This window comes from Streptomyces sp. WM6386, from assembly GCF_000972385.1.
GTDB lineage: Bacteria > Actinomycetota > Actinomycetes > Streptomycetales > Streptomycetaceae > Streptomyces.
Genome location: NZ_JXTE01000028.1, coordinates 23,417 through 48,392 on the forward strand (window position 1 = coordinate 23,417; position 24,976 = coordinate 48,392).

21 protein-coding genes and 1 pseudogene are annotated in these 24,976 nt (G+C 69.8%); 15 read left to right on the forward strand and 7 right to left on the reverse strand.

Annotated features, from left to right (window positions below; translation table 11 throughout):
* The first annotated feature begins 107 nt into the window (after window positions 1-107).
* On the forward strand, window positions 108-1,373 hold the full coding sequence (locus tag TN53_RS18880; RefSeq protein ID WP_095046580.1) for an acyltransferase family protein: 1,266 nt from the start codon (window positions 108-110) through the stop codon (window positions 1,371-1,373).
* Window positions 1,374-1,420: 47 nt separating this feature from the next.
* On the opposite strand, the gene TN53_RS45205 is transcribed toward TN53_RS18880, so the two are convergent.
* Window positions 1,421-1,732, reverse strand: a complete 312-nt coding sequence (locus tag TN53_RS45205) for a hypothetical protein (RefSeq protein ID WP_095046581.1) — start codon at window positions 1,730-1,732, stop codon at window positions 1,421-1,423.
* Window positions 1,733-2,011: 279 nt separating this feature from the next.
* On the opposite strand from TN53_RS45205, the gene TN53_RS18885 reads away from it, so the two are divergent.
* Both TN53_RS18885 and TN53_RS18890 read left to right on the forward strand, forming a co-directional pair.
* Window positions 2,012-2,743 carry an HAD family hydrolase gene (locus tag TN53_RS18885; RefSeq protein ID WP_046259714.1) on the forward strand — a complete coding sequence of 244 codons (732 nt, stop codon included), beginning with the start codon at window positions 2,012-2,014 and terminating at the stop codon, window positions 2,741-2,743.
* 536 nt (window positions 2,744-3,279) lie between these two features.
* Window positions 3,280-3,513, forward strand: coding sequence for a GNAT family N-acetyltransferase (locus tag TN53_RS18890; RefSeq protein WP_046259715.1), 234 nt, complete (start codon window positions 3,280-3,282; stop codon window positions 3,511-3,513).
* 24 nt (window positions 3,514-3,537) lie between these two features.
* Here the strand turns inward: TN53_RS18890 and TN53_RS18895 are convergent, their stop codons facing one another.
* The gene (locus tag TN53_RS18895; protein ID WP_046259716.1) at window positions 3,538-4,191 is read right to left on the reverse strand and encodes a response regulator; all 654 of its coding nucleotides are present in this window, start codon (window positions 4,189-4,191) and stop codon (window positions 3,538-3,540) included.
* Complete coding sequence (locus TN53_RS18900) at window positions 4,188-5,324, reverse strand: sensor histidine kinase (RefSeq protein WP_046259717.1); 1,137 nt, start codon at window positions 5,322-5,324, stop codon at window positions 4,188-4,190. The genes TN53_RS18895 and TN53_RS18900 overlap by 4 nt, the downstream gene beginning before the upstream one ends.
* A gap of 249 nt (window positions 5,325-5,573) precedes the next feature.
* Between TN53_RS18900 and TN53_RS18905 the strand changes: the two genes are divergently transcribed.
* Entirely contained in the window at window positions 5,574-6,194 is a 621-nt protein-coding gene (locus TN53_RS18905) for a hypothetical protein (RefSeq protein ID WP_046259718.1), read from the forward strand.
* Here the strand turns inward: TN53_RS18905 and TN53_RS18910 are convergent.
* Both TN53_RS18910 and TN53_RS18915 read right to left on the reverse strand, forming a co-directional pair.
* Window positions 6,184-7,311 (reverse strand): endonuclease/exonuclease/phosphatase family protein, encoded by a 1,128-nt coding sequence (locus TN53_RS18910; protein ID WP_095046582.1) that lies wholly within the window; start codon window positions 7,309-7,311, stop codon window positions 6,184-6,186. The genes TN53_RS18905 and TN53_RS18910 overlap by 11 nt on opposite strands.
* 23 nt (window positions 7,312-7,334) lie before the next feature.
* On the reverse strand, window positions 7,335-7,946 hold the full coding sequence (locus tag TN53_RS18915) for a M15 family metallopeptidase (RefSeq protein WP_234441635.1): 612 nt from the start codon (window positions 7,944-7,946) through the stop codon (window positions 7,335-7,337).
* A 128-nt stretch (window positions 7,947-8,074) separates the two neighbouring features.
* Between TN53_RS18915 and TN53_RS18920 the strand changes: the two genes are divergently transcribed.
* The 9 genes and pseudogenes from TN53_RS18920 to TN53_RS45210 all read left to right on the forward strand — a co-directional run.
* A complete protein-coding gene (locus TN53_RS18920) occupies window positions 8,075-8,770 on the forward strand; it encodes a response regulator transcription factor (RefSeq protein ID WP_046259720.1) in 696 nt (231 codons plus the stop codon).
* Window positions 8,763-9,887, forward strand: a complete 1,125-nt coding sequence (locus tag TN53_RS18925; RefSeq protein ID WP_046259721.1) for a sensor histidine kinase — start codon at window positions 8,763-8,765, stop codon at window positions 9,885-9,887. The genes TN53_RS18920 and TN53_RS18925 overlap by 8 nt, the downstream gene beginning before the upstream one ends.
* A 370-nt stretch (window positions 9,888-10,257) precedes the next feature.
* Window positions 10,258-11,352, forward strand: a complete 1,095-nt coding sequence (locus tag TN53_RS18930) for a LacI family DNA-binding transcriptional regulator (RefSeq protein WP_046259722.1) — start codon at window positions 10,258-10,260, stop codon at window positions 11,350-11,352.
* A 374-nt stretch (window positions 11,353-11,726) separates the two neighbouring features.
* Window positions 11,727-13,118, forward strand: a complete 1,392-nt coding sequence (locus tag TN53_RS18935; RefSeq protein WP_046259723.1) for an ABC transporter substrate-binding protein — start codon at window positions 11,727-11,729, stop codon at window positions 13,116-13,118.
* 1 nt (window position 13,119) lies between these two features.
* Window positions 13,120-14,016: a carbohydrate ABC transporter permease gene (locus tag TN53_RS18940; RefSeq protein ID WP_046259724.1), complete on the forward strand. Its 897-nt coding sequence runs from the start codon at window positions 13,120-13,122 to the stop codon at window positions 14,014-14,016.
* The gene (locus TN53_RS18945) at window positions 14,013-14,954 is read left to right on the forward strand and encodes a carbohydrate ABC transporter permease (RefSeq protein ID WP_046259725.1); all 942 of its coding nucleotides are present in this window, start codon (window positions 14,013-14,015) and stop codon (window positions 14,952-14,954) included. The genes TN53_RS18940 and TN53_RS18945 overlap by 4 nt, the downstream gene beginning before the upstream one ends.
* Window positions 14,955-15,000: 46 nt before the next feature.
* Window positions 15,001-17,127: a beta-galactosidase gene (locus tag TN53_RS18950; protein WP_046259726.1), complete on the forward strand. Its 2,127-nt coding sequence runs from the start codon at window positions 15,001-15,003 to the stop codon at window positions 17,125-17,127.
* A gap of 47 nt (window positions 17,128-17,174) precedes the next feature.
* Entirely contained in the window at window positions 17,175-18,980 is a 1,806-nt protein-coding gene (locus TN53_RS18955; protein WP_046259727.1) for an RICIN domain-containing protein, read from the forward strand.
* Between the two features lie 269 nt (window positions 18,981-19,249).
* Window positions 19,250-19,546 (forward strand): annotated as a pseudogene (locus tag TN53_RS45210) (MFS transporter); the annotation flags it as partial.
* A gap of 71 nt (window positions 19,547-19,617) precedes the next feature.
* Here TN53_RS45210 and TN53_RS18965 read toward each other — a convergent pair.
* A complete protein-coding gene (locus tag TN53_RS18965; RefSeq protein ID WP_046259729.1) occupies window positions 19,618-20,367 on the reverse strand; it encodes a class I SAM-dependent methyltransferase in 750 nt (249 codons plus the stop codon).
* Between the two features lie 240 nt (window positions 20,368-20,607).
* On the opposite strand from TN53_RS18965, the gene TN53_RS18970 reads away from it, so the two are divergent.
* Both TN53_RS18970 and TN53_RS18975 read left to right on the forward strand, forming a co-directional pair.
* Complete coding sequence (locus TN53_RS18970; RefSeq protein WP_046259730.1) at window positions 20,608-21,789, forward strand: FAD-dependent monooxygenase; 1,182 nt, start codon at window positions 20,608-20,610, stop codon at window positions 21,787-21,789.
* Entirely contained in the window at window positions 21,789-23,327 is a 1,539-nt protein-coding gene (locus TN53_RS18975) for a hypothetical protein (RefSeq protein WP_046259731.1), read from the forward strand. The genes TN53_RS18970 and TN53_RS18975 overlap by 1 nt, the downstream gene beginning before the upstream one ends.
* A gap of 104 nt (window positions 23,328-23,431) precedes the next feature.
* Here the strand turns inward: TN53_RS18975 and TN53_RS18980 are convergent, their stop codons facing one another.
* Window positions 23,432-24,568 (reverse strand): FAD-dependent oxidoreductase, encoded by a 1,137-nt coding sequence (locus TN53_RS18980; protein WP_046259732.1) that lies wholly within the window; start codon window positions 24,566-24,568, stop codon window positions 23,432-23,434.
* Between the last annotated feature and the right edge of the window lie 408 nt (window positions 24,569-24,976).

Genomic DNA, 24,976 nt, shown 5'->3' on the forward strand with positions numbered 1-24,976 from the left:
GCGCCCCGCCTCATTGTTCGGCCGCCAGAACGGTACTGCCGAACAATGCTCCGGCCGCTGGACTCGGTGCCCAACGCCCGCCTCGTCGAAGAGGACTTCACCCACGCATGGAATCCCGACCCCTCGCCCCCGCCTCGACTTCTTCACCCTCCGTCACTGCACGATTACTGACCACCATCACAACAGTCGGTCCGTCGCGATCGGGCTGGCTGGACGCGTTGCGTGGCATCGCCGCCCTCGTCGTCGTGTTCGACCACTCCTCGTACACCTTCATGGCCGACTTCCGGCGCGAGTTGATGCCGCAGTTCAACACGAGCCGCTACGCCATCATGGTGTTCTTCCTGGTGAGCGGTTACGTCATCCCCGCTTCGCTGGAACGCCGGGGCTGCGTCCGGACGTTCTGGATCGGACGGATCTGCCGTGTTTACCCGCTGGCGGCGGCTGTCGTCACCATGCTCCTCGTCGCCAACCTCCTCGGCATTGCGGAGATCCGTGACTTCGACCGGCAGAGCGCCGCCACCGTGATCGTCGCCCACGCCACCATGCTCGCGGAGTTACTGGGGACACCCAATCTCCTGCTCGTCCTGTGGACGCTCTCCTACGAGATGTCCTTCTACCTCCTGGTCGTCGCTCTTTTCACGGTCCGCCTTCACCAGCGGTCCGCGGCGGTCGCAACCGTCCTGGCCGCGGGCGCCGCGGTCAGCGTGACGGCAGGGGTGGTGGTGCCGGCCTCTGCCCTGTCCGGCCTGGTCGGAACCGGTCCACTGATCGCGTTCGCCTCGGTCACCATGGCGGTCGCGATCAGCTGCGCGAGCGCCGGGCCACCCGTACTCCGGTGGTTCGGGGGCGTGTTGGGCGGGGTGCTGGCGCTCGTCCTGGTCCTGTTCAACGGCACGGTCCCGCAGTGGGAGGGCCTGGTGATTCTCGCCGTGATGTTCCTCGGCACCGCCGTCCACCGTGCCGAGAACGGTCAGAGCACCTGGTCCCGTGCGGCCGCCGCTGCTGTCACCGTGGTCGTCTGTGCCGTGGGGAGCGCGTTCTGGTACGGCGACGGTGACCACGTACGGCGCGGCTGGATCGTCGCCTTCCTGATGGCTGTGCTCACCTTCGGCACCGGACTGTTGTTGCGGCGCCGTCGCGTTCCGCGGTTGCTGACCGGGCTGGGCACGATCAGCTACTCGGTCTATCTGGTGCATCCGGTGCTGCTGGCGGTGATCGACGGCACGATCGGCCGACGGCGGCAGGACAGTCTTCTGCTCGAAGCGGCGTTCTTCACCGTGCTGTTGCCGCTGTGCCTGCTGACCTACCGCTGTATTGAAGCGCCCAGCCGAAGGTGGGGGCGAAAGTCTTTGCGCGGGCCGCTCTCCGGATGATGGAGTGGCAGGGTGATCGACATGCTCGCCATGGGGCAGCGTCGAGGTCACCGTTCCCGAATGCGCCACCACCACCAGCGCCCCGCCGTCCATTCGCTCACCCAACCGGGGTTCGGAAGGGTACGGCGTTCGAACTCCACGTCGATCCGCTCCACCAGGCGGCCCAGATCTGCTCGGGCTCCTGTGGGCAGATACAGCAGGGCCACTTCCAGGTCGTCTCGGCCGTCCTCGATCTCGATTCCGGGGCTCTCGGCAGGGCCGGTCAGATATCGTCCCGGCTGTTTGAAGGCCCACTCGAACCGACTGAGAGCGTCAGCGACTGCGTCCGGCCAGAGATGTTCGGCCTCAACACGTCGCACGGCTGCCCGAGTTCGGGCCGATACGCCTGGGATCCGACCGACCGGCATGTGCTTCGGTGGCCGCCACCGCTCGACGCGGACGGCCTTCGGGCGCCTACGCGGCATTGCCCTTTCTGATCAGAATCATGTCGGCATTCTGCCATGGCCCGCGCCTTCGGAGAGGGGCTGGGGATCCGGGCCTCGTAGCCGAGAACAGCCCTGCCATGTCGATGAGTTGGCACGCTGCGTGGAAGCGGCACCCCCCTGGCATCAGGGACAAGCCCACGAGATGATCACGTCATGGTGGATGTGATCTTCTTCGATCTGGACGGCACCCTGGTCGATCATCGAAGCGCGGTCTGGGAAACGATCGGCCAGATCGTCCAGACCGCGCCGAACGCGACGGCGCCACCGGAGGAACTGGCGATGTTGTGGTGGACGCTGGAGGCACGCCACATGCGGGAATACCTTGCCGGTGAGTGCTCCTTCGCCGAGCACCACCGGCGCAGGGTCCGTTCCTTCCTGCCGATGCTCGGCGAGCCGGTCCCTGAACGTACCGACCTGCTGGACGCCTGGATCTCCGAGCGCTACCTCACCGTGTTCGAGGAGGCCTGGCGGTGCTATCCCGATGTCCAGCCAAGCCTGGACACCCTCAGACGGCTCCCCCGAGGACCGCGTCTGGCTGTGCTCACCAACGGGGCTCCCGGCCAACAGCGCGCCAAGCTCGCCCGCTTCGGCCTTCTCGACTATTTCGAAGCCGTCCTGACCCCGGCCGAGCTCGGTGCGGCCAAGCCTGTCGCCTACGCCGCCGCCTGCCGGTGGATGCGTACGGACCCCGTCCAGGCGGTCAACGTGGGCGACATGCTGGAGAGCGACGTGAACGCGGCCGCCCTCGCCGGACTCACCGGCATCTGGCTGGACCGCGGCATCGACTTCGTCACCGGTGGACCCTCGCCGACGGCAGACGAGACGGTGCTCCGCATCGAACAGCTCACCGAGCTCCCCGCCCACTTGTCCCGTACGAACGCCTGACCGGCGCTCACGGCCGCCCTGTCCCTGTCCGGGGCAAGCTGAAAAACGTATGGGGCCTGTCCGCATTTGCGGACAGGCCCCAGATCGAGCGCCGGGCAGGCCTTGCACCTGCATCTCCCCGCAGGAAGCGGGGCATCTTTCCTTGGACGACCAACGCACTGCCGAGCAACCAGAGTTGCGGCGACCGGCTCGTGATCAACTCTAGCGCATGTACGGGGCGGTACTCACCACACGCCAGGCCCGCCGAATACGTCGTTGCAGGGCTGCCGCGCCCCGAAACTGAAGTGCGTTCGGCCTCAGCGACACCTGTCGTGCGCCCATGCATGCGACGCCGACCCACCGGCCACTCACGCTGGAGAACGCTCCGGCCCTGGCCGAGTTGTTCGCCGCGGTGGAGGCGACCGACGGCACCGACGAGTACTGCGACGCCGAGGACCTCGCCGATGAACTGGGCGACCCACGCCTGGAGTTGCCCCACGATTCGGCGGGGGTGTGGTTGCGCGGCGAACTGATCGGAGTACGACGCCGAGACCGCGATGACCGGCATCCGCGAATGCTGGATCGACCGGCTCGGCACCCGACCGGGCCGGCGTGGCAACGGCGTGGCCACCGCGCTGCTCACCACCTGCCTGCGGGCCTGGCAGGAGCAGGGCTTTCGCAGAGCCGGTCTGAATGTGGACAGTGCCAATGCCCACGGTGCGTTGAGCCTGTACGAGCGGTGCGGGTTCCGCACCCTGCACACCTGGATCGGCTACGTGCGGCCGTTGTAGCGGCAGGCCCATCCGTCCACGGGTTCACAGCAGGCCGAGGTCGCGGGCGCGCAGTGCGGCCTGGGTGCGGTCGCGCAGGGCGAGGCGGCTGAGGATGCGGGAGATGTGGTTCTTGACGGTGCCTTCGCTGAGGTACAGCTGCGCGGCGATCTCCCGGTTGGTGCGGCCGCGCGCCACGAGCCGCAGGATGTCGATCTCGCGCGGGCTGAGGGCGGGAGCGGCGACGGGCGGGTCGGGAGTGGCATGGGGCAGGGCGGCGGCGAGCCGGGCGGCCACCGAGGAGTCGAGTTGGGTGACTCCGGCGTGCGCCAAGCGGATCGCCTGCGCGAGTTCCTCGGCCGGCAGGTCCTTGAGGAGGTATCCGCTGGCTCCCGCGCGCAGCGCCTGGACGACGTACTCCTCGTCGTCGAACGTCGTCAGCATCACGACCCGGCACTCCGGTGCCCGGCCGCGCAGCACGGCGACGGCCTCCACGCCGTCCAGTTCCGGCATCCGTACGTCCATCAGCACGACGTCGGGTCCCAGTTCCACCGCCTTCTCCACGGCCTCCCGCCCGTTGACCGCCGTACCGACGACGGTGATGCCCGGCCGGATCGAGAGCAGTGCGGCGATGCCGTCCCGGATCAGCTGCTGATCGTCCGCCACCAGCACCCGTACCGCCGTCGGCTCCTGGCTCACCGCTCGCCTTCCCGCCGCGGGACGACGACGGTGAGCCGTGTGCCCTCGCCCGGCCTGCTGTCGATGTCGACGCTCCCCGCGACCAGGTGGACCCGTTCGCGCATGCCCCTCAGACCGAAGCCGGCCGTGGCCCGGTCCGGTGTGAAGCCGCAGCCGTCATCGGTCACAGCCAGGCGTGCGGTGTCCTCGGCCAGCCGGACCGCCACGGACACCCGCGAGGCCCGCGCGTGGCGCAGCGCGTTGGTCAGCCCCTCCTGTGCGGCCCGGTACAACGCGGTCAGCGCGGCCGTGCCGTAACCGTCCTCCTCTCCCGTCACCTCCACGCTGACGCACGGACCCGCACCGCCCTCACGCGCCCATCCCGCGAGCGCCGCCGACAGCGACGGGCGCGCGTCGTCGCGCAGCGCGCGCACCGACTGCCGGACATCGCCGAGTGCCAGCTTCACCGACTGTCTGGCCTCCGCCATCGCCCGTCCGGCCGCGTCCGGGTCCAGGACACGGAACTCGGACGCGATCTCCAACTGCACCGAAATCGCGGTGAGATGGTGGCCGAGGCTGTCGTGGATGTCGCGGGCCAGCCGGTTGCGTTCGGTCGCTGCGGACAGTTCAGCGACCTGCGCGGCGTATTCCTGCAGTTCTCGCCGGGCCCGTTGCTCGCCTACGGCGACGGCGGCCATCGAGATCGCCAGCACCAGACCGACCCCGACCATCAGCAGGTCGGACACGTACTCCATGTCGCGATACCAGCCGGGAGCCGTCAGCAGAAAGCCGGTGAGCAGTCCGGCCAGGCACAGCGCCCCCAGTACGAGCGCCGTCGTGCGGCCGAACGCGAAGTATGCGGTGAACGGCAGGAGCACGAACAGCACTTGGGACAGTTCCGAGGCATCTGCGGCGACCACCGCACCTGTCAGCCCGCACCGCGCGAGCAGCAGCGGCACCCGCGGCAGGTTCCGTCGGCGCCCCGCCACGTCCAGCGCGCACAGGGCGGCGAGCCCGGCGACGAAGGCGGCCGTGCGCCAGGACAACAGCCCGGGGCCGGCGCCCAGATCCGCCGCCAGGTAGTAGACGGCGCCGACGAAGACCGCGCCGTACAGCAGCGGTGACACCCACGGCACGGGCACATACGCCGACATGCACACCCCCACCCCCGACGCCACCGCCCAGGCTAGGCCTGACGCGCAGGCCAGGCGACACCGACGGGAGAACTCCGGCCGGGAGCCGCGAAGTGTGGACGAACGGCACATGCCGAACGGCACTCCCACGACCGCGGGCGCCGATGACCTCCAGCTTCGGATGTCGCCGCTCGACACCTGCCTGGACCGGCTGCTCACTTCCTACGGTTTCGGCCTGACCTGCCCTTCGACACACCGGAGTTGGCCATCATGTCCTCAGCGTTCGACTCTGTGCCCGCCCCCGCCCGGCTCCCCCGCTTCGGCGCCCTGTGCGGGGTGCTGTCCGGCCTGCTCATCGCACTGCCCGCCGCCGTCGAGGCGTTCACCGGCGAAACCGCCGTGACCAGCCTCCTCCTCGCCCTCTCCCCCGCATTGGCTCTGCCGTTCCTCACCGCGCTCCACCAGTGGCAGACCCCTGTCACCGGGCGTTTCGGAGAAATCGCCTATCTCGTGAACCTCATCGGCCTCGGCCTGTTCGGCGGGGCCGCGTTCGCCGCGAACCTGGTGCTCTACTACCTGGACGACGACGTCATCGAAGCGGAACTGACGGGTCCCACCGTTCCGGCCCTCCTCGGTTCAGCGGTCGTCTTCGCTGTGGGCTGCGCGCTGTTCGGGGCGGCGCTGATCCGTGCCCGCACGGTGCCGAGGGTTGCGGCGTGGGGGTACGCCGTCGCACTGCCCCTGTTCGCGTTTCTGATCGCGCTGCCCGATTCCGTGCTGACGAGCGCCCTGCACATCGTCGTCGGCATCGTCCTGGCATGGCTCTCGACCGCCCTGTGGCAATCCGCCTCGTCGAACGACCGAACCGCTGTCTCGACGTTCACCAGCTGATTCCGGCCGCCACCGGCAGATGGTCGCTGCCGGTGGCCGGCAGGACCCACGAGCTGTCCGGCTCCACGCCGCGGACCAGGATCTGGTCGATGCGTGCCACCGGGAACTTCGCCGGCCAGGTGAAGCCGAAGCCGTCCCCGGCCGTGTCCTGTGTCGAGCGCAGCTGCGAGGTGATGCCGGTGAGCGCGCGGTCGTCCGTGGTGCCGTTCAGGTCGCCGAGCAGCACCACGCGCTCGTTCTGCTCGGCGGCGACGGCCTTGGCGAGGGCCTGCGCGTTTCTGTCCCGCGAGTCCGTCCAGAAGCCTGTCCTGGGAGTCACGCGTACGGACCCCAGGTGGGCGACGTACACGGCGAGGGGCCCGTTGTCCGTGGCGACGGTGGTGCGCAGTGCCCGGTTGTAGGCCATCTTGACGTCGTCCGGCTTGGCGTCGCCCAGCGGCCCGGCGTCCATCTCGGTGTCGACCGCCCGGGTGTCCGACAACGGCAGCTTGCTCCACAGCCCGACCGTGCCCTGGACCGTGTGGAACGGGTACGTCTTCGCCAGCCCCTTCTCGTAGATGCCCCGGTCCTGCGCGGTCAGCTCCACCAGCGCCAGCACGTCCGCGCCGGAGGCGGCCAGGTCGCGGGCGGTGCCGGCCGGGTCGGGGTTGTCGGCGCCGACATTATGGCTGGCCACGGTGAGGTCACCGCCCGCGTGGGACTTGTCGCCGAGCAGCCCGCCGAAGAGGTTCAGCCAGACCATGACCGGCAGCAGCAGCGCGACCATCGCCGAGGCGGAGCGACGCCACAGCGCCGCGGCCAGCAGCACCGGGATGAACAGGCCGAACCACGGCAGGAAGGTCTCCACGAGACTGCCGAGGCTGCCGAGGCCCCCGGTCCGGTTCGGGATCTTCGCGTGCAGCAGCATGAGGAGGCCCAGCAGCAGCGCCGACGCCGCGAGCACCAGGCCGCGCTTCCACGGCTCCGGCCGGGAGCTGATGCGGATCGCCCGGTGGATGGCCGCGCGCCAGGTCCCGGTGCCGGGGGCCCGGCGGATGCCCGCGGGTCGGGTACCGGTGTCGGCTCCCTGGCTGCCGGAGCCGCCCTGTCCGGGCTCCGCGGTGTCCACCTGCGCCATCGTCTGTCCTCGCTCACTGCTGGTCACTGCTGCATCCTGGGGTCCTGGGTGGGGTCGGCATACATGCGGGGGCAATCCCGGTCGATCGCCTCGGTACGCAGTTCGTAATGCCAGGGTTCGTTCTCGTAGATCTGGCACAGCCCGTACTCGGCGCCGTGCGTGGACAGCCACGCCGACGCATCGGAGCGCCCGATGTCGACCGCGTCCCCCGACACATGGGGAGATGTCGCGGCGGTGGCCACCCATCGGGCGGCTTCCTCTTCGGATCCGTACTCCGAGACCGCCTCACGAAGAAGCTGATCCTGGTACTCGGGGGAACGCCAGCCGCTGTTGACGTAGAACGCCACGCCGTCGTCGGCGGCAGCCGTCGCAGCCTCGCGGAGAGCCTTGAGCAGATCCGGATCGAGGTTGGTCACGGCCGGAATCGCGTCGTCGAAGACCGTCACGCCGTCGGGGACGACACCGCCGGCCTCGCCGAGCGCACCACGGTGCTCACTGCGATGAGGACTCGTGAGTGATGCGGTCGAGGGGGGTAAGGGGGGCGAGGATGACGAGGACTTCGTCACCTGGTGGCCGAGGGCCGCGGTGAGCCCCGCCAAGGCGACGAACAGGCCGACGACAAGGAACCATCGCATCCGGTGGGTCCGTGTTCGTGCTGATGGTGGGGTTCGCGTCATACCGACAGTCAAGGCAGCACGGTGTTGTCGGCACGTATGCGGTTTTCGATATGCCGACGATAGGCGCCGACTCGTAGCCTCGGAGCATGCGTGTGCTGATTGTCGAGGACGAGCCCTATCTGGCTGAGGCCATCCGTGACGGCCTGCGTCTGGAAGCGATCGCGGCCGACCTCGCAGGTGACGGCGACACCGCGCTGGAACTGCTGAGCATCAACACCTACGACATCGCCGTCCTCGACCGTGACGTCCCCGGACCGTCCGGTGACGAGATCGCCAAACGCATCGTCGCCTCCGGCAGCGGCATGCCCATCCTCATGCTCACCGCGGCCGACCGACTCGACGACAAGGCCTCCGGCTTCGAACTCGGCGCCGACGACTACCTCACCAAGCCCTTCGCACTCCAGGAACTCGCGCTCAGGCTCAGAGCGCTGGACCGCAGACGTGCCCACAACAGGCCTCCCGTGCAGGAGATCGCGGGGCTGCGGCTCAACGCGTTCCGCCGAGAGGTCTACCGCGACGGCCGCTATGTCGCGCTGACCAGGAAGCAGTTCGCGGTGCTCGAAGTCCTCGTCGCCGCCGACGGCGGTGTCGTCAGCGCCGAAGAACTCCTGGAACGCGCTTGGGACGAGAACGCCGACCCGTTCACCAACGCCGTGCGCATCACCGTCTCGGCACTGCGCAAGCGTCTCGGCGAACCCTGGATCATCGCCACCGTGCCAGGCGTCGGCTATCGCATCGACGCCCAGCCGGAGGCCGGACACGAGGGGCGGGAGCATGGATAGAGCGCCTGGTGTGAGCGTTCGCCTCAAGCTCACCCTCAGCTACGCCGGATTCCTCATGGTCGCCGGCGCCCTGCTGCTCACGGCGGTGTGGGTCTTCCTCCTCCGTTACGTCCCCGACCGCGCGATGCTCTACAACCCCGACGACAGGCCCACAGGCGGTGTCTTTCCCATCCGGTCCGTCCTTCTGCACATCTTCGCTCCGAGGGCGGTCGCGGTGCTGGCGTTCCTGCTGGTGTTCGGTCTCGTGGGAGGGTGGCTCCTCGCCGGCCGGATGCTCGCCCCGCTGACCCGCATCACCGAAGCAACCCGCCTGGCCTCGACCGGATCGCTCTCCCACCGGGTTCTGCTGCCGGGCCGCAAGGACGAGTTCCGCGAGCTCGCCGACGCCTTCGACACCATGCTCGCCCGCCTGGAGGAACACGTCGCCGAACAGCGCAGATTCGCAGCCAACGCCTCTCACGAGTTGCGCACCCCGCTCGCGATCACGAAGTCGCTTCTCGACGTGGCCCGCACCGATCCGGCACGCGACACCGGCGAGATCATCGAGCGCCTCCACGCCGTCAACACCCGAGCGATCGACCTCACCGAGGCGCTGCTCCTGCTCAGCCGCGCCGGCCAGCGCTCCTTCACCCGAGAACACGTCGACCTGTCCCTCCTGGCGGAAGAAGCCACCGAGACCCTCCTCCCCCTGGCAGAAAAGCTCGGCGTCACCATCGAGACCTCCGGCGACATCGCCCCCACCGACGGCTCACACGCGCTGCTGCTACAGCTGAGCATGAACCTCGTACACAACGCGATCGTCCACAACCTGCCGGGACAGGGCACCGTGTCGGTGAACACCAGCGTCCGCACCGAGACCGTGGTGCTCACGGTCGAGAACACCGGCGAGAAGCTCACCCCACAGGTGGTCTCCACGCTCACCGCACCGTTCCGGCGCGGCACGGAACGCATCCACACCGATCACGCAGGCGTCGGCCTCGGCCTGGCCATCGTCAACACCATCACCCAAGCGCACGACGGAACACTCACGCTCACCCCGCGCTCCGCGGGCGGGATCAGCGTCAGCGTGGAACTACCCCGGTCTCCCCGCACGCCGACAGGTGACGGGCGGGCCTGACCAGGTCGAGGCGCGAGGGCTCCCGTTGGCGTAAGACGCTCTTCCATCGACATCAGGCCTGGTCAGAGTCCCCGTCTCATACCAGACCGTGCCATGCCGGAAGTCGGCGTTCCAGGGGGTGACAGGTCGCCCCACGCCACCGTCGGCGCCGGTTGTCCGCCGCCCCGGCCCCGATCCTGTCGGCGGCCCGGCTCCGGCGGAACGTTACGGATACGTTCCGAGCTCTTGACGGCCACCGTATGACTGCGTAGACATGACCGCGCAGTCAGACGAACGGCGTCCGGCTGGATCGGGCTCGATCGTGCGGCCATCGGGAGACGTCATGACGCGAGGGACTGGACGGGACGGAAGCCCCGGCGCGCCGCGCAGTGTGGACGTGGCCCGGGTGGCCGGCGTCTCGCAGAAAACGGTGTCGAGGGTCTTCAACGACGAGCCGTACGTCTCCGCCGACGTACGCCGACGCGTCCTCGGCGCCGCCGAACAGCTCGGCTACCGGCGCAACAACGCCGCCCGGGCACTGGCCTCCGGGCGGACCCGCTCGATCGGCGTGGTGACCCTGGGCACGGCCCTGTACGGTCCCGCCTCACTGCTCATGGGTGTGGAGCGGGTCGTCCGGGACACCGGCTACGCGCTCCGCGTGGTCAACACGATGGAAGGCGACCCGGCGGGCCTCGCCGGCGCCGTCGGCTCGCTCCTCGACCAGGGCGTGGACGGCATCGTCATCTCCGAGCCGATCGACGAGCCGGGTGGCGGCGAAGCCGAACCCCTCCGCGTCGACGTGCCGATTCTGGTTCTCGGCGCGCCGCAGCCCTTGGCGGCCTCCACGGTGTTGTTCGGGGGACGCGGCGCCGACCGGATGGCACGGGCGGTCGTCGAGCATCTGCTGGACCTGGGGCACTCGACGGTCCACCACCTCGCCGGCCCCCAGCGGTGGTACGCCGCCAAGGACCGTCTCGAGGGATGGCGGTCGGCACTGGCCGCACACGGCAGGGACGAGCCGCCGGTCATCGAGGGCGACTGGTCGGCCGCCTCCGGCTACGCGGCGGGCCGGGAGCTGGCCGCCGACCCCGAGGTGACGGCGGTGTTCGCCGCCAACGACGACATGGCGATCGGTCTGATCCGGGCTCTGGCGGAAGCCGGCCGGAGTGTGCCGCAGGACGTCAGCGTCGTCGGCTTCGACGACATCCCGGTCGCCGCCTATGTGACTCCTCCACTGACCACGGTGCGACAGCCGTTCGACACGGTGGCGCAGGAGGGGCTCAAGCGACTCGTGCACGCCATCGACAACCCGCAGGCCGAGGCTCTGCCGGCGAGCGATCCGCCGGTCGACCTCATCGTGCGTGCTTCGACCCAGCCCCCGCCGCCCCGGACGCCACCGGGACGCCGACGACATAGCGCCTCCCGATCCCCTGGAGAGGTGTCCGCTCACTCGCTCCCTGAGAAAGGCTCGTCCACCCGCCGCTGAACGGCACCGATCAGTTCGGGCTCCAGAGCCCGGACCCGGCGCATGCCCAGGGCCTGGGCGGTCGTACCGGCCGTAGCTCAGCCCCTGCCCAGCCCGACCGCGTCCCCGCCACTGCGGACGACCCCGCCACCCGGACGACGCGCGCATTCCCCCTCCGCCCAGCGACTCTCGAGCCGCATGGCCGCAGCGCGCTGCGGCCCTCCCCGCACACACCTGCGTGCCGTACACGGGCGCAGCCCACGCAACCGCGCTTCCCGAACCCGTCGGCTTCGACGTCCAGATCGTCGCGCCCACACCTGTATTCGCCCTCAGCACCCCCATTCCGCACGCCCTCCCCCGGCGTGCTGTCCCTTCGCCATCGGCGGGAGTTCACCATGCCCACATCCGGATCCTTCGCCAGCTCCTCCTCCATGAACCGTCGTCTGTTCCTCACCGCGACGGGCGCCCTGTCGCTCGGCGCCGCCCTCACGGCGTGCGGCGGCGGTGACTCCGGCGGTTCCTCCGCGGCCGCTAAACCGGTCAGCCAGGCCGACATCGACAAGGCGATGAAGACGCCGACCGAGCTGACGTTCTGGACCTGGGTCCCGAACATCGCCAAGGAGGTCGCCCTCTTCGAGAAGAAGTACCCGGCCGTCAAGGTCAAGATCGTCAACGCCGGCCAGGGCACCCCGCAGTACACCAAGTTGCGTACAGCGCTGAAGGCCGGAAGCGGCGCCCCGGACATGGTGCAGATCGAGTACCAGGCCATCCCGACCTTCACGATCACCAACAGTCTCCTGGACCTGCGCCCTTACGGTGCCTCCGCCCTCAAGGGCCAGTTCGTCGACTGGACTTGGGGCCAGGTCAGCGGCAGCGAGGGTGAGATCTGGGCGATCCCCCAGGACACCGGCCCGATGGGCATGCTGTACCGCAAGGACATCTTCGACCAGCACGGCATCGAAGTCCCGGGGACCTGGGACGAGTTCGCCGCGGCGGCCCGCCAGCTCCACAAGGCCGACCCCGACGTCTACCTCACCAACCTCGCGGCGAACCAGCCCGCGGCCTGGCACGGCCTGCAGTGGCAGGCGGGCGCCAAGCCCTATGTGACCTCCGGCAAGAGCGACATCGCCATCAGCGTCGACGACGCCGTCTCCCGCAAGCTCGGCGAGTACTGGGGCGGGCTCGCGAAGGAGGGAGTCATCGGTGTAGAGCCGGACTTCACCGACGCCTGGTACGCGGCTCTCAACAAGGGCAAGTACGCCACCTGGCTCACCGCGGCCTGGGGGCCCGTCTTCCTCTCCGGCTCCGCCAAGGCCACCGCGGGCAAGTGGCGGGCGGCCCCGCTGCCGCAGTGGGACTCCGCCAAGCCCAGTTCGGGCAACTGGGGCGGCTCGACCACCGCGGTCATCCGCTCGACCAAGAGCCCCATCGTGGCAGCCGAGTTCGCGAAGTTCCTGAACTCCGACCCGGCCAGCGCTCGTATGTTCGCCACCGAGCAGTTCTTCTTCCCGGCGACCAAGGCCCTGCTCACGGACGCCGAGTTCGTCGGCCAGGCGCCGTCGTTCTACGGCGGCCAGAAGGTCAACCAGCTGTTCGCCGACATCAGTTCCACGGTCAACTCCTCCTTCCAGTGGCCGCCGTTCCTCGACCAGGCGGCCACCGACTGGACAGAGACGGTCGGCAAGTCCCTCGCCGACAGGACCGACACCGTCCGCGCGCTGGGCACATGGCAGTCGCGACTGACGACGTACGCCAAGGGCCAGGGCTTCACCGTCAAGGGGAGCTGAGATGGCTGCCACCACCGCCGCCCCCGCCAAGGGCAGGCGCCGTACGGCAGGGCCGCTGTTCGTCGCACCGTTCATGGTGCTCTTCCTCCTGCTCTTCCTCGCCCCGCTCGGCTACGCCGCCTACCTCAGCCTCTTCCAGGAACGCCTCATCGGCGGCACGGCGTTCGTCGGGCTGGACAACTACGTCAAGGCCGTCCAGGACCCGCAGCTCATCCATGGCGTCGGACGCGTCGCGCTGTTCTTCGTGATCCAGGTCCCGGTGATGCTGCTGCTCGCCCTGCTGTTCGCCCTCGCGCTCGACAGCGGACTGCTGCGGCTGGCCCGGGTGATCCGGCTGGGCATCTTCGTGCCGTACGCGGTGCCCAGCGTGGTCGCCGCGCTCATGTGGGGCTATCTGTACGGCCCGGACTTCGGCCCGTTCGCCCAGCTGAGCCGGGACCTGGACCTGCCGGTGCCGCAGTTCCTCAGCGAGGGCTGGATGCTCGGCAGCCTCGCGAACATCGTGACCTGGGAGTTCGTCGGCTACAACATGATCATCCTGTACGCCGCCCTGCGCACCATCCCCACCGAGCTGTACGAAGCGGCCGCCATGGACGGCGCCGGCGCCTGGCGCATCGCCTGGTCCGTCAAACTCCCCGCTCTCAAGCCGGCGTTGATGCTCACCCTGCTGTTCTCCGTCATCGGCAGCTTCCAGCTCTTCAACGAACCGAACCTGCTGATGAAGGTCGCCCCGGACGTCATCAGCAGCTCCTACACCGCCAACCTCTACGCCTACTCCCTCGCCTTCACCGGCCAGCAGGTCAACTACGCGGCCACGGTGTCCTTCCTTCTCGGCCTCGTCATCGTGATCGCCTCCTACGCCATCCTGCTCACCGCGAACCGCAGGAGGACCCCGTGACGACCACCACCGCCCTGCCCCCGGGGACCACGAGCGCCCCGCCCAAGGGCCGGAGGTCCGCGACCCGCAGCCGGCGTAAGCCGTCCTCGGGGCGCCGTAGTACCCCGCTGACGATCGCCATGCTGGCCGCCCTGGCCTACTTCCTCCTCCCCCTGTTCTGGCTGCTGATCGCCTCGACCAAGAGCACCCAGGACCTGTTCAACAGCTTCGGCCTGTGGTTCTCGGACGCCCCGCAGCTGCCGGCGAACATCAAGGCGACCTTCACCCAGGACGACGGGGTCTTCGTGCACTGGCTGCTCAACACGGTGATGTACGCCGTGGTGAGCTCCGTCGGTGCCGCCCTGCTCGCGGCCGCGGCCGGGTACGGCTTCGCCAAGTTCCGTTTCCGCGGCGACCGGTTCGGTTTCAACCTGGTCCTCGGCGCCGTCATGGTCCCGACCACCGCCCTGGCGATCCCGACCTATCTGCTCTTCGCGGAGGCGGGCCTGGTCAACACCCCCTGGGCGATCATCCTGCCCTCCCTGGTCAACCCGTTCGGCCTCTACCTCATGCGCGTCTACGCCCAGGACGCCGTACCCGACAGCATCCTGGAAGCGGCCCGCATCGACGGCGCCGGGGAAGCACGGATCTTCTTCACCATCGCCCTGCGACTGCTCGCGCCGGGCCTGGTGACGGTGCTGCTGTTCACGCTGGTGGCGACCTGGAACAACTACTTCCTGCCGCTGATCATGCTCAACGACCCGGATCTGTACCCGATCACGGTCGGCCTGTCCTCCTGGGCCGCCCAGGCACAGAACGGCGGGGCCGGCTCCAGCAGCGACATGCTCGCGCTCGTCGTGACCGGCTCCCTGATCTCGATCCTGCCCCTCGTCGTGGCCTTCCTGCTCCTGCAGCGGTACTGGCAGAGCGGCCTGGCCGCCGGCGGCGTCAAGCAGTAGGGCCCGCGACCCTCGTACCACTCCCCCTTCCCCGGAGGTTTCCTTCATGGCGGCTCTGCCTGCCCGCGTCCTCTTCGGCGCCGCGTACTACCACGAGTACCAGCCGTACGAGCGCCCCGACGAACGTCTCAAGACCGACCTGGGCCTGATGTCCGAGGCGCATGTCACGGTCATCCGGGTCGGTGAGTCGGTGTGGTCGACCTGGGAACCGGAAAACGGACGGTTCGACCTCGACTGGCTCCAGCCGGTCCTCGACGGCGCCCACGAGCGGGGCATCTCCGTCGTCCTCGGCACCCCGACGTACGCCGTCCCGCCGTGGCTCGCCCGCCAGTACCCCGAGATCACCGGCGAGCGGCGCACCGGCGAGCGCATCGGCTGGGGTGCCCGCCAGGAAGTCGACTTCACCCACCCCGCGTTCCGCTTCCACGCCGAGCGGATCATCCGCAAGATCGTCGCCCGGTACGTCGACCACCCCGCGGTCATCGGCTTCCAGGTCGACAACGAACCCGGCCTGGAGCTCTTCCACAACCACGGCGTCTTCCAGCGCTTCACCGACCACCTGCGCGCCAAGTACGGCGACGTCGAGACCCTCAACCGTGAGTGGGGACTGGTCTATTGGTCGCACCGGCTGTCGACCTGGGCCGACCTGTGGACCCCGGACGGCAACGCCCAGCCGCAGTACGACGTCGCCTGGCGGGAGTTCCAGGCCCGGCAGGTCACCGAGTTCATCGGCTGGCAGGCCGACCTCGTCCGCGAGTACGCCCGGCCCGAGCAGTTCGTCACCACCTGCATCTCCTACAAGCGCCCCGGGGTGGAGGACGACGAGCTGACGGACCGGCTCGACATCGCCACCGGCAACGCGTACTACGGCATGCAGGACGATCTGCTGCTGCCCGACCCCACGCCCGACGGTCTCGAGCAGGGCTGGCAGACCACCGGCGTCTGGGCGTTGTACCAGACCGCGGACTGGATGTTCTCCTCCCGCCAGGAGCCCTTCCTGGTCACCGAGACCAACGCCGGCTCGATCGGCATGCCGTGGGACAACCGCCCCGCCTATGACGGCCAGTGGCGTCAGGCCGCCTGGGCGCTGGTCGGGCGCGGGGCCCGGATGATCGAGTACTGGCACTGGCACACGCTGCACTTCGGCGCGGAGACCTACTGGGGCGGCATCCTGCCCCACACCGGGCAGCCCGGCCGCACTTACACGGAACTGGCCCGGCTGGGCGCGGAGTTCGATGCCGCGGGCCCGTTGGTGGCCGGGCTCGAACCGGACGCCGACATCACGATGGTGTACTCGACGCCGAGCAAGTGGCTGATGGAGAAGTACCCGCCGCTGGCCAAGCCGGACGGCGAGCCCGACCCGACCGCCTACCACCGCATCTTCGACCCCTTCTACCGCGGCGCCTTCGACGCCGGCCGCCAGGTCCGTATCGTCCACGCCCGCCAGCTGCACGACCCGCGCGGCGAACGGGAGGGAATGACGCCGCAGGAAGCCGCCCAGCGCCACCCCGTCCTCGTCGTCCCGGCGCTGTACATCGCCGCCGACTCGACACTCGACTGGCTCGCCGCCTACGCGCAAGCCGGCGGCCACCTGATCCTCGGCCCGCGCACCGGCTACGCCGACCACGAGGCGCGGGCCCGACACGAGCCGGCGCCCGGACGGCTGGTCGACGCCGCGGGGGTGCAGTACGACGAGTTCAGCAACCTCGTACGAGAGGTCCCCGTGCGCTCGGCGTCCGGCGGTCCGCTGGACCTGCCCGAGGGCGCGACGGCGACCCACTGGGCGGAAGGCCTGACCGTCACCGACGCCGACGTCCTCGTCGAGTACGACCACCCCCACTTCGGCCGCTGGCCCGCCGTCACCACCCGCCGCCACGGTGAGGGCCGCGTCACCACCGTCGGCACCGTCCCCGGCCGCGACCTCGCCCGGGCGCTGGCCGCCTGGATGACACCGGCGCCCCGTGACGCGTGGACGGACCTCCCGGAATCCGTCACCGCCACGACCGGCACCTCACCCGACGGACGCCGCGTCCACATCGTCCACAACTGGAGCTGGGAGCCCACCCGCGTCCAGACCCCGGTGGACCTCTCCGACGCCCTGACCGGCGCCTCCCTCCCCGCGGGCACGGCGCTGGAGCTCGGCGCCTGGGACGTCCGCGTACTCGCCTCCTGATCCGACCTCTTACCGGCACCACCGTGGTCATCCCCCGAGGAGGGGCAATGCACAGAAGAAGAGCAGGAAAAGCGCTGGGAACCTTCGTCGCGGCATCAGCGATGCTGGCGATACCCGCCTCCAGTGCGCAGGCGTACAACCCGACGGGCGGGATCCTCTACCAGCTCGGCAGTGAACCGTGTCTGAAGGGGCGGGGCAACTGCGCGGTCTACCCGAAGTCGGCGCAGCTGCCGAGCGGGCGTCTGGTCGCGTCGTTCGAGAAGTCCACGGTCGTGTCGGCGACGGGCAGCGCCGACAGACAGACGCTCCCCGTGTACAAGAGCGACGACCACGGCACGTCGTGGCAGCCGCTGTCGGAGGTCAAGGCTCCCGCGTACCTCTCCAGCGACTCCAAGTACGCGAAGTACACGAGCAATTGGACGAACCCGTACCTCTACACGCTTCCGCAGGACGTCGGGAACCTGAAGCAGGGCACGCTGCTCCTCGCAAGCGTCGTGTCGGGCGACGACTACTACTACAAGGAGCACAAAGCGGCCGACCCGAACTGGACGCCGACCAACGACGGAGACCGCAGGGACCTGGCGATAGCCCTGTACTCCAGCACCGACGAAGGTGCGACGTGGAAGGTCCTCAACATCGTCGCGACCGGCGGCTGGCAGGGCGGCAGTGCGGGCGCGACCGGGCAGAACATCGCCGCCGCGAACACGAACAAGCAGGTGGATCCCCTGTGGGAGCCGTACCTGATGGTCTACAAGGGCCAACTCGTCTGCTACTACTCCGACGAGAACGACTACACCGGTTTCAACGCGAGCACCGGAGTCCCGATACTGGACCCCGCCAACGACACGGCCACGGACTCCCTGGGCCAGATCCTCGCCCACAGGACCTGGGACGGTCGTGGTGCGCAGTGGAGCGCCCCCGTTGTCGACGTCGCCGGACTGACCCAGAACATGGGAGGCGGCAAGACGGAGATCGGCGGCGGACGGCCGGGCATGGCGAACGTCGTGCGCACGACGGACGGCAAGTGGATGCTCCCCTTCGAGTACTGGGGCGGCGGAGCCAACACCAGGTACGTGGTCGCCGACAACCCGTTGGAGTTCTACCGCGGTTCCGCCACCGGCACGGACGTCGCCTCCCTGCCGGTCGACTCCGGCTCCCGTCCGCTCGCCAGAAACGGCAGTCCGGTGATCATCAGGCTGCCCGGCGGGCGCCTGGTCTACAACGCGGCCGCGAGCGGCAACGTCTGGGTCAACGAGAGCGGACGCAGCGACGGCACATGGAAGGAGTACCAGACGACCTCACCGGCCGGTTACAGCCGCAACCTGCAGTACGTCGAGGGCACCGGCCGCATCGCGATCCTCAACAACCAGGGCACCTCGACGATCGCCTACGCCGAGGTCGACCTCGGCCAATCAGCCGGCGCCTACTACCAGTTGGTCAACCGCAAGACCGACCAGGTGATCGGTACCGGGAACAACAGCAACGACGCGAACCTCGGCAACGGCGACGTTCCCGACGTCGTCCTGGAGGACCCCGGCGCGGCGGCCAACCCGGACACCCAGTACTGGCATGTGGTGACCGAACCGAACGGCGGCACGACCCTGCTCAACAAGTCGGGCGGCCGCGCGGCGGCCATCTGGACGGGCAACGCGACGGCCGGCCAACGGATCGGCCAATGGGTCGACAACAGCGCCACCGGCAGCTGGAACCTGATCAGGACCAGTGACGGGTTCTACAAACTGCAGTCGGCCAAGAACACGAACCTGTACCTGACCGGCGCCTCCGACGGAGCACCTCTGACCTTGCAGACCGCGGCCACGGACGGCTCGCAGGACTGGGAGCTCGTCCAGTAGGCCGTCGCCGGCCCGGCGCGAGAGGCAGGCGAAACCGCCTTTCGCGCCGGGCCGGCGACAGCTAGCGTCTGGGTGCAGCGAGTCGCCCACGAGGAGTTGAGAGATGGTCGGTCTTCCGAGCGCGCGTTGACGTCGTAGGCCGTCACCGGCCCGTCATCGCGTGCTGCCCTTGATGTTGCGGCACAGCGAACCTTCTCCTGCCTGGACCGTCGGTGTACCTGTCGGGTGCCCGGTGGCAGGCCTCGTTGTCGGCGACCCGAGGGATCCCCGTGCCGTCCGCTTCCTCCGCTGTGTCCGATTCCGGTCGACCCGTTCCGTCCAGTCTGTGGCGGGACAGCGACTTCCGCAGACTCTGGGTGGGGCAGACCGCCTCCCAACTCGGGGAACACACAGGCCTGGTGGTGCTTCCGCTCTTCGCCGTCCTGACGCTGCACGCCGGTGCGACCGAGCTGGGCATCCTGCGTGCGGTGGGTCAGGCGCCGATCCTGTTGCTCTCGCTGTTCGTCGGCGCATGGGGGGACAGGTGGCGCACTCGCACGGTGATGGTACTGACGGACGTGGGCCGGACCTCCCGGCCCCCGCAGAACGCGCCGCTGACGGCTGACCGCGCGAAGGGCGCCCCAGGGTGACGGCCTGGTCAGCCGGCTTGCAGCCGGAAGTGCAGCAGGCCGGTGTCACCGGCCGGGGCGGGCTTGCCGTCAGGGTAGGTGACCGCGGTCACGGTCAGGCCGGCCGCCGTGGCCAGCTTCTCGAACTGGTCCCCGGTGTACCAATGCAAGATCCACGGGCGTTCCACGACACTGCTGTCCGAACGATGGTGGCGTTCGTAGCGCAGAAGCGTCGTCTGTGTCCGAGCTGTCTCGTCGCGTTGTTCGGCGACGACGGACACGCGAAGCTCAGCGCCGTCGGGTGCGGCAGCCGTGCGGACGCGGCCGATCTGTTCGGCCGGTGTCGGTGCGGGGGTGAACAGCGGCACCAGGGCGGTGCCACCCTCCGCCAGGTGAGCGCGGATGCCGCGCAGGGCGGCCAGCGCCGCGTCGTCGTCGGGGAGCAGGGTGAAGGTCGGTCCGGCGAGGAAGATCGCCCGGTAGCGGCGGGACAGTTGCAAAGCCTCCATCCGCTGGTGGAACACGGTCGCACGGATGCCTTCCTCGTCGGCCCGGCGACGCAGACGGTCAAGCATGTCCGCCGAGGAGTCCACGCCGTCGACTTCCAGACCGCGTCGGCGCAGTTCGAGCAGAGGATCACCGTCGCCGCACCCCAGCTCCAGTGCCGGCATGCCGGCTCGCTGAACGAAGGCCGCATAGGGCTCGGGGTCCTGGGAGAAGGACTTCAGCGGTCCGTAGAGCTCTGCGACGATGCCGGTGTAAAAGTCAGCTGGGTCCACGCGCGTCACCCTACGCAGCCCAGTCCGTCCGCTCACTCGAATATCCAGGGCAGGGCACTGTTGATGAGCCAGCTCCCGGCGCCGCATCAAGGGCACGGGACGCACGTTGACAGGCGTCTGTCGACATGTTGCTATGAGGCGCTGCTCAGCCGGATCTGCGTCGCGGCGCATACCAATCGGGCACCGGTTCGACGGACACCAGAGCGGGGGCAGTGCCCCTTAAGTACAGAGCGAGGAACCATGCCGCAGCGCGCTGCGACCATCGTCGGCGGCGGCATCGGCGGGCTCGCGGCGGCCATCGCCCTGCATCGCCGGGGCTGGCGTGTCGAGGTGCTGGAACGGGCTCCGGAGTTCGCCGAGATCGGCGCCGGCATCTCCCTGTGGCCGAACGCGCTGCGCGCGCTCGAGGTGCTCGGCCTGGCCGACGCCGTCTCGGCACTGGGCGCGGTCGAGGCCGCGGGTGGCGTACGCGACCTCCGGGGCCGGTGGCTCTCCCGTACGGACAACGCGGAACTGGCACGCCGCTTCGGCCACCCCCTGATGGTCCTGCACCGCGCCGACCTGTTGCGGGCGCTCACCCAGGCGCTGCCCGCCGACAGCCTGCGGCCGGGCAGCGAGGTGTCCGCGGTCCACGACGACGGCCACCGCCCGGTCGTAGATCACGGCGGGGGTCGGTCCCGGCCCGACCTCGTCATCGGCGCCGACGGGCTGCGCAGTGTGGTCCGGCGCGCCCTGTGGCCCGACGCGGCCGGACCCAGGTACGCCGGTTACACCGCCTGGCGCATGGTCACCGAGCCCCTCCCCCAGCCGCCCGCCGAGGGCGCGGCGACCTGGGGCCGCGGGGAGAGGTTCGGCTACACGGCGCTGCCGGGCGGGCGGATGTACTGCTTCGCGACCGCGTCGCTCCCGGCCGGAGCGGCCTCCGCCTCCTCCGAGTACGACGAACTGCTGCGCCGGTTCGGATCCTGGCCGGATCCCGTCCCCACCCTGCTGGCCGCCGTCCCCGCGGACGCTGTGCTCCGCCACGACCTGTACGACCTGCCGCCCCTGCCCTCCTTCGTACAGGGCCGCATCGCGCTGCTGGGCGACGCGGCCCATGCGATGACCCCCAACCTGGGCCAGGGCGCCTGCCAGGCGCTGGAGGACGCGGTCACCCTCGCGCACTGCCTCGACAGCACCCCGGACGTCACCGCCGCGCTCCGCTCGTACGACCTACTGCGCCGCCCGCGTACCCAGGCCATCACCCGCCGCTCCGCCCGGCTCGGTGCGCTCGGCCAACTGTCGTGGCCGCCGGCGGTGTTGCTGCGCGACACCGCCGCCCGGCTGACCCCGACGCGAGCGACCCTGCGTTCCATGACGCCAGTGCTCGGCTGGACCGCACCCGATGGCCCGACGACCGCGACACGGAGCGAGACCCACTGATGCCGGACTGGACCTATCACCCGCTGCGCCGGGCGGCCTCCGCAGTCCTCGGCCGACGCCGTTCACAGCGCACCGCACTGGGACTGCTCGCCCGGATCGGCTCCCGTCCCGCCGGTGCGCGACTCATCGCCCGCGGGTTCGGCCACCGCCATCCGCCGCAGCAGCTCGCCGGCGACATCGTCGGCGTACCCGTGACGGTCCGCCTCGGCATCTCCGTCCCGCCCTCGCTCGCCCGCGAAGCGGTACAGGCCATGCCCCCGCTCGGCGCCGGTGTCGTCGAGGTGGCGCCCGTCTCGGCGGCCGACGCGGAGACAGTACGCAAGGCCGCCGTCGGCCGCACGATCCCGCTGGTCGTCCGCGCCTGCGACCCCGAGGTCGAGGCCGCCCTCAAACCCCATGTCGACGGGTTCACCAGCGGCGACGACCCGCACCTGGTCCGCGTGTCCGACCCGTCGGTCACCGCCGCGGCCGCCGCGCTCGAGAAGCCGGGCACGGTCGTGCTCGCCCGGCCCGGGGTGCTCGTCGAGTCCGGACCCGGCTGGTTCGCCCGGGTCACCGAGGCAGCCACACCGACCGTGCCCGCTCCAGGCCTACGGGACGTCGGCCTCGATCCCCGCCGCTGGCCCGCCTGGTGGTGGGCGCTGCTCGTCGGGCTCGGGATGACGGGCGCCGGGCTCGGGGCCGCGGCGATCACCCTCGGGCCGGTACTGCTCTGGTACGACCACGACTACCTCGGCATGACGCTGCACGACCTGCACCACGCCAACCACCACCTCGTGCACTTCCTCCAGCACGACCGGATCACCATGGCCGGCACGATGGTGGCGATCGGCGCCCTCTACACCGGCCTCGCCGCGGGCGGAATCAGACGCGGTTGGCCCTGGGCCCGCGAGGTGTATCTGCTCTCGGGGGCCGTCGGCTTCCCCACCCTGTTCTACTTCCTGGCCACCGGCTTCGTGGAACCCCTGCACACGGCCACCGCCCTCGTCCTGTTCCCGATGTTCGTGGCCGGGGTCCGCCGGACCCCGCACGCACCCCGCTGGCGCCTGGCTCCCGAAGGGCCGGAGCAGGAGCGCCGACGGGCGCTGACCGGCCAGCTTCTCCTGATCGTCACGGGAGCCGGGCTGTTCGTCGGCGGAGCCGTGATCTCCGTGGTCGGTCTGACCGGCGTCTTCGTGCCGACAGACCTGACGTTCCTGGGCACCGGCGCGCAAAAGCTGGAAGCCGTCAATCCCCGGCTCGTGCCGTTCATCGCCCACGACCGTGCGGGTTTCGGCGGCGCCCTGATGTCCGCGGCGGTGGCGATCCTCCTGCTCAGCGCGTGGGGCTGGCGGCGGGGTGAGGCCTGGGTGTTCTGGACCCTGGCCGCGGCGGCGACCGCCGGCTTCCTGCCCGCCGTCGTGGTCCACGCAGTGATCCACTACACCAGCTTCACCCACCTCGCACCGGTCTACATCGGCATCGCCCTGACCAGCACCGGGCTACTGCTGGCACGTCCGTATCTCTGCGCCAAGACGCCGACCCCGCTGAACGACTGACGGGCAGCCCCGGAGAGAAACCCGAGCGGCGCAAGTCACGCAGCGGAGACGGCACTTGAGCAATGGGGCAGCCAGCAGTCACCGTGGCAACATCGGCCGACGGCTCACGGGGTCTGCTTGCCCTGGGTGAACGCGGCGATCAGGCCCTGGGCCGTGTTGTTCTCGGAGTCGATGCTGTGGACCTCGGCACCTTCGAACATGGCGACCTCGGCGCTGCGGGGGAACATGGCCTGTTCGTACGCCGTGAGCGCGGCCTCGATGTCGTCGGGGTGCGCGGCGAGGGCCTTGCCGAGTTCGGCGCCGTCGAGCATGGCCAGGTTGGCTCCTTCGCCGTTCGGGGCCGCGAGGTGGGCGGCGTCACCGAGGAGGGTCACCCCCAGCGCCCGGTCCCACCGGTGTTCGGTGGGCAGGGTGTAGTGGGGGCGCAGGACCGGAGCGGTGTCGCCGTCGGTGATCAGTGCGGTCAGTTCGGGCGCCCAGCCGTCGAACTCCTGGGCGATCCGTGCGGCGGCCGCGGCGGCATCGGTGAAGTCGATGGCGGCGAACCACTCCTGCGGCCTGCTCAGCGCCACATAGGTGTGCAGGGTGTCGCCGCTTTCCCGGTGGCCGAAGATCTCCTTGCCCGGCGAAGGCGCCATCATCGAACCGCCGCCGACCGCTTTCGCGCAGGCGGGGTGCCGGGTGTCGGCGTCGAACAGGTAGGTCTCGACGAACGATGTCCCGACGTACTCGGGAGTGGCGCTGGACAGCAGCGGCCTCACCCGTGACCACGCGCCGTCCGCGCCGACCAGCAGAGTGGTGACGACGGTGGTGCCGTCCGCGAACGACACCTCGTGGCGGCCGTCGCCGAGGGCACGGGTGCCGTCGGCCTTGTGCCCCCACCAGACGGTGCCGGCCGGGAGTGAGTCGAGCAGGATCCGGCGCAGTTCGCTGCGCTGCACCTCGGGGCGTCCGCCGGTGCCGTCGTCACCCTCTTCGAAGAGGACGGTCCCGTCCCGGTCGAGGACCCGCATCGCCTGACGGCCCTCCAGGATGATGGCCCGGAACTCGTCCATCAGGCCGGCCGCCTCCAGGGCGAGCTGCCCGTTGTAGTCGTGGATGTCGAGCATCCCGCCCTGTATACGCGCCGATGGGGAGGACTCGGCCTCGTAGACCGAGACCGGGATGCCGTGGACGTGCAGGACACGGGCCAGCGTGAGTCCGCCGAGTCCGGCGCCGATGATCGTGACGGGTGTGTGCATGGTGGCTCCTTGGGATCGGGCCGCCCGGTGGTCTCCGGCCGGCCTCCTCCGGAAAGATCCCAACGCCTACCGACAAGCCACCGACATCGCACCAACAGCCCCCGACAACCGACCGACACCGCGCCGCTGATGATCGTGACAGAGGTCTGGCCCGCCGCTACGGGGGAGAGCGACGGGCCAGCACCTCCACAGTGCCACAGGCGCGCACGAGATGTGTGGTGTCACGGGAAAGCGGGACGCCGCTCCAGGGAGCCAGAAGGCCGGAAATACACAGAGCCCGTCCCGGACGTACCGGGACGGGCTCTGTTGTCGAGCGCCGGGCAGGCCTTGCACCTGCATCTCCCCGCAGGAAGCGGGGCGTCTTTCCTTGGACCACCAACGCACAACCGGAAACCAGGAGTTCTGGCG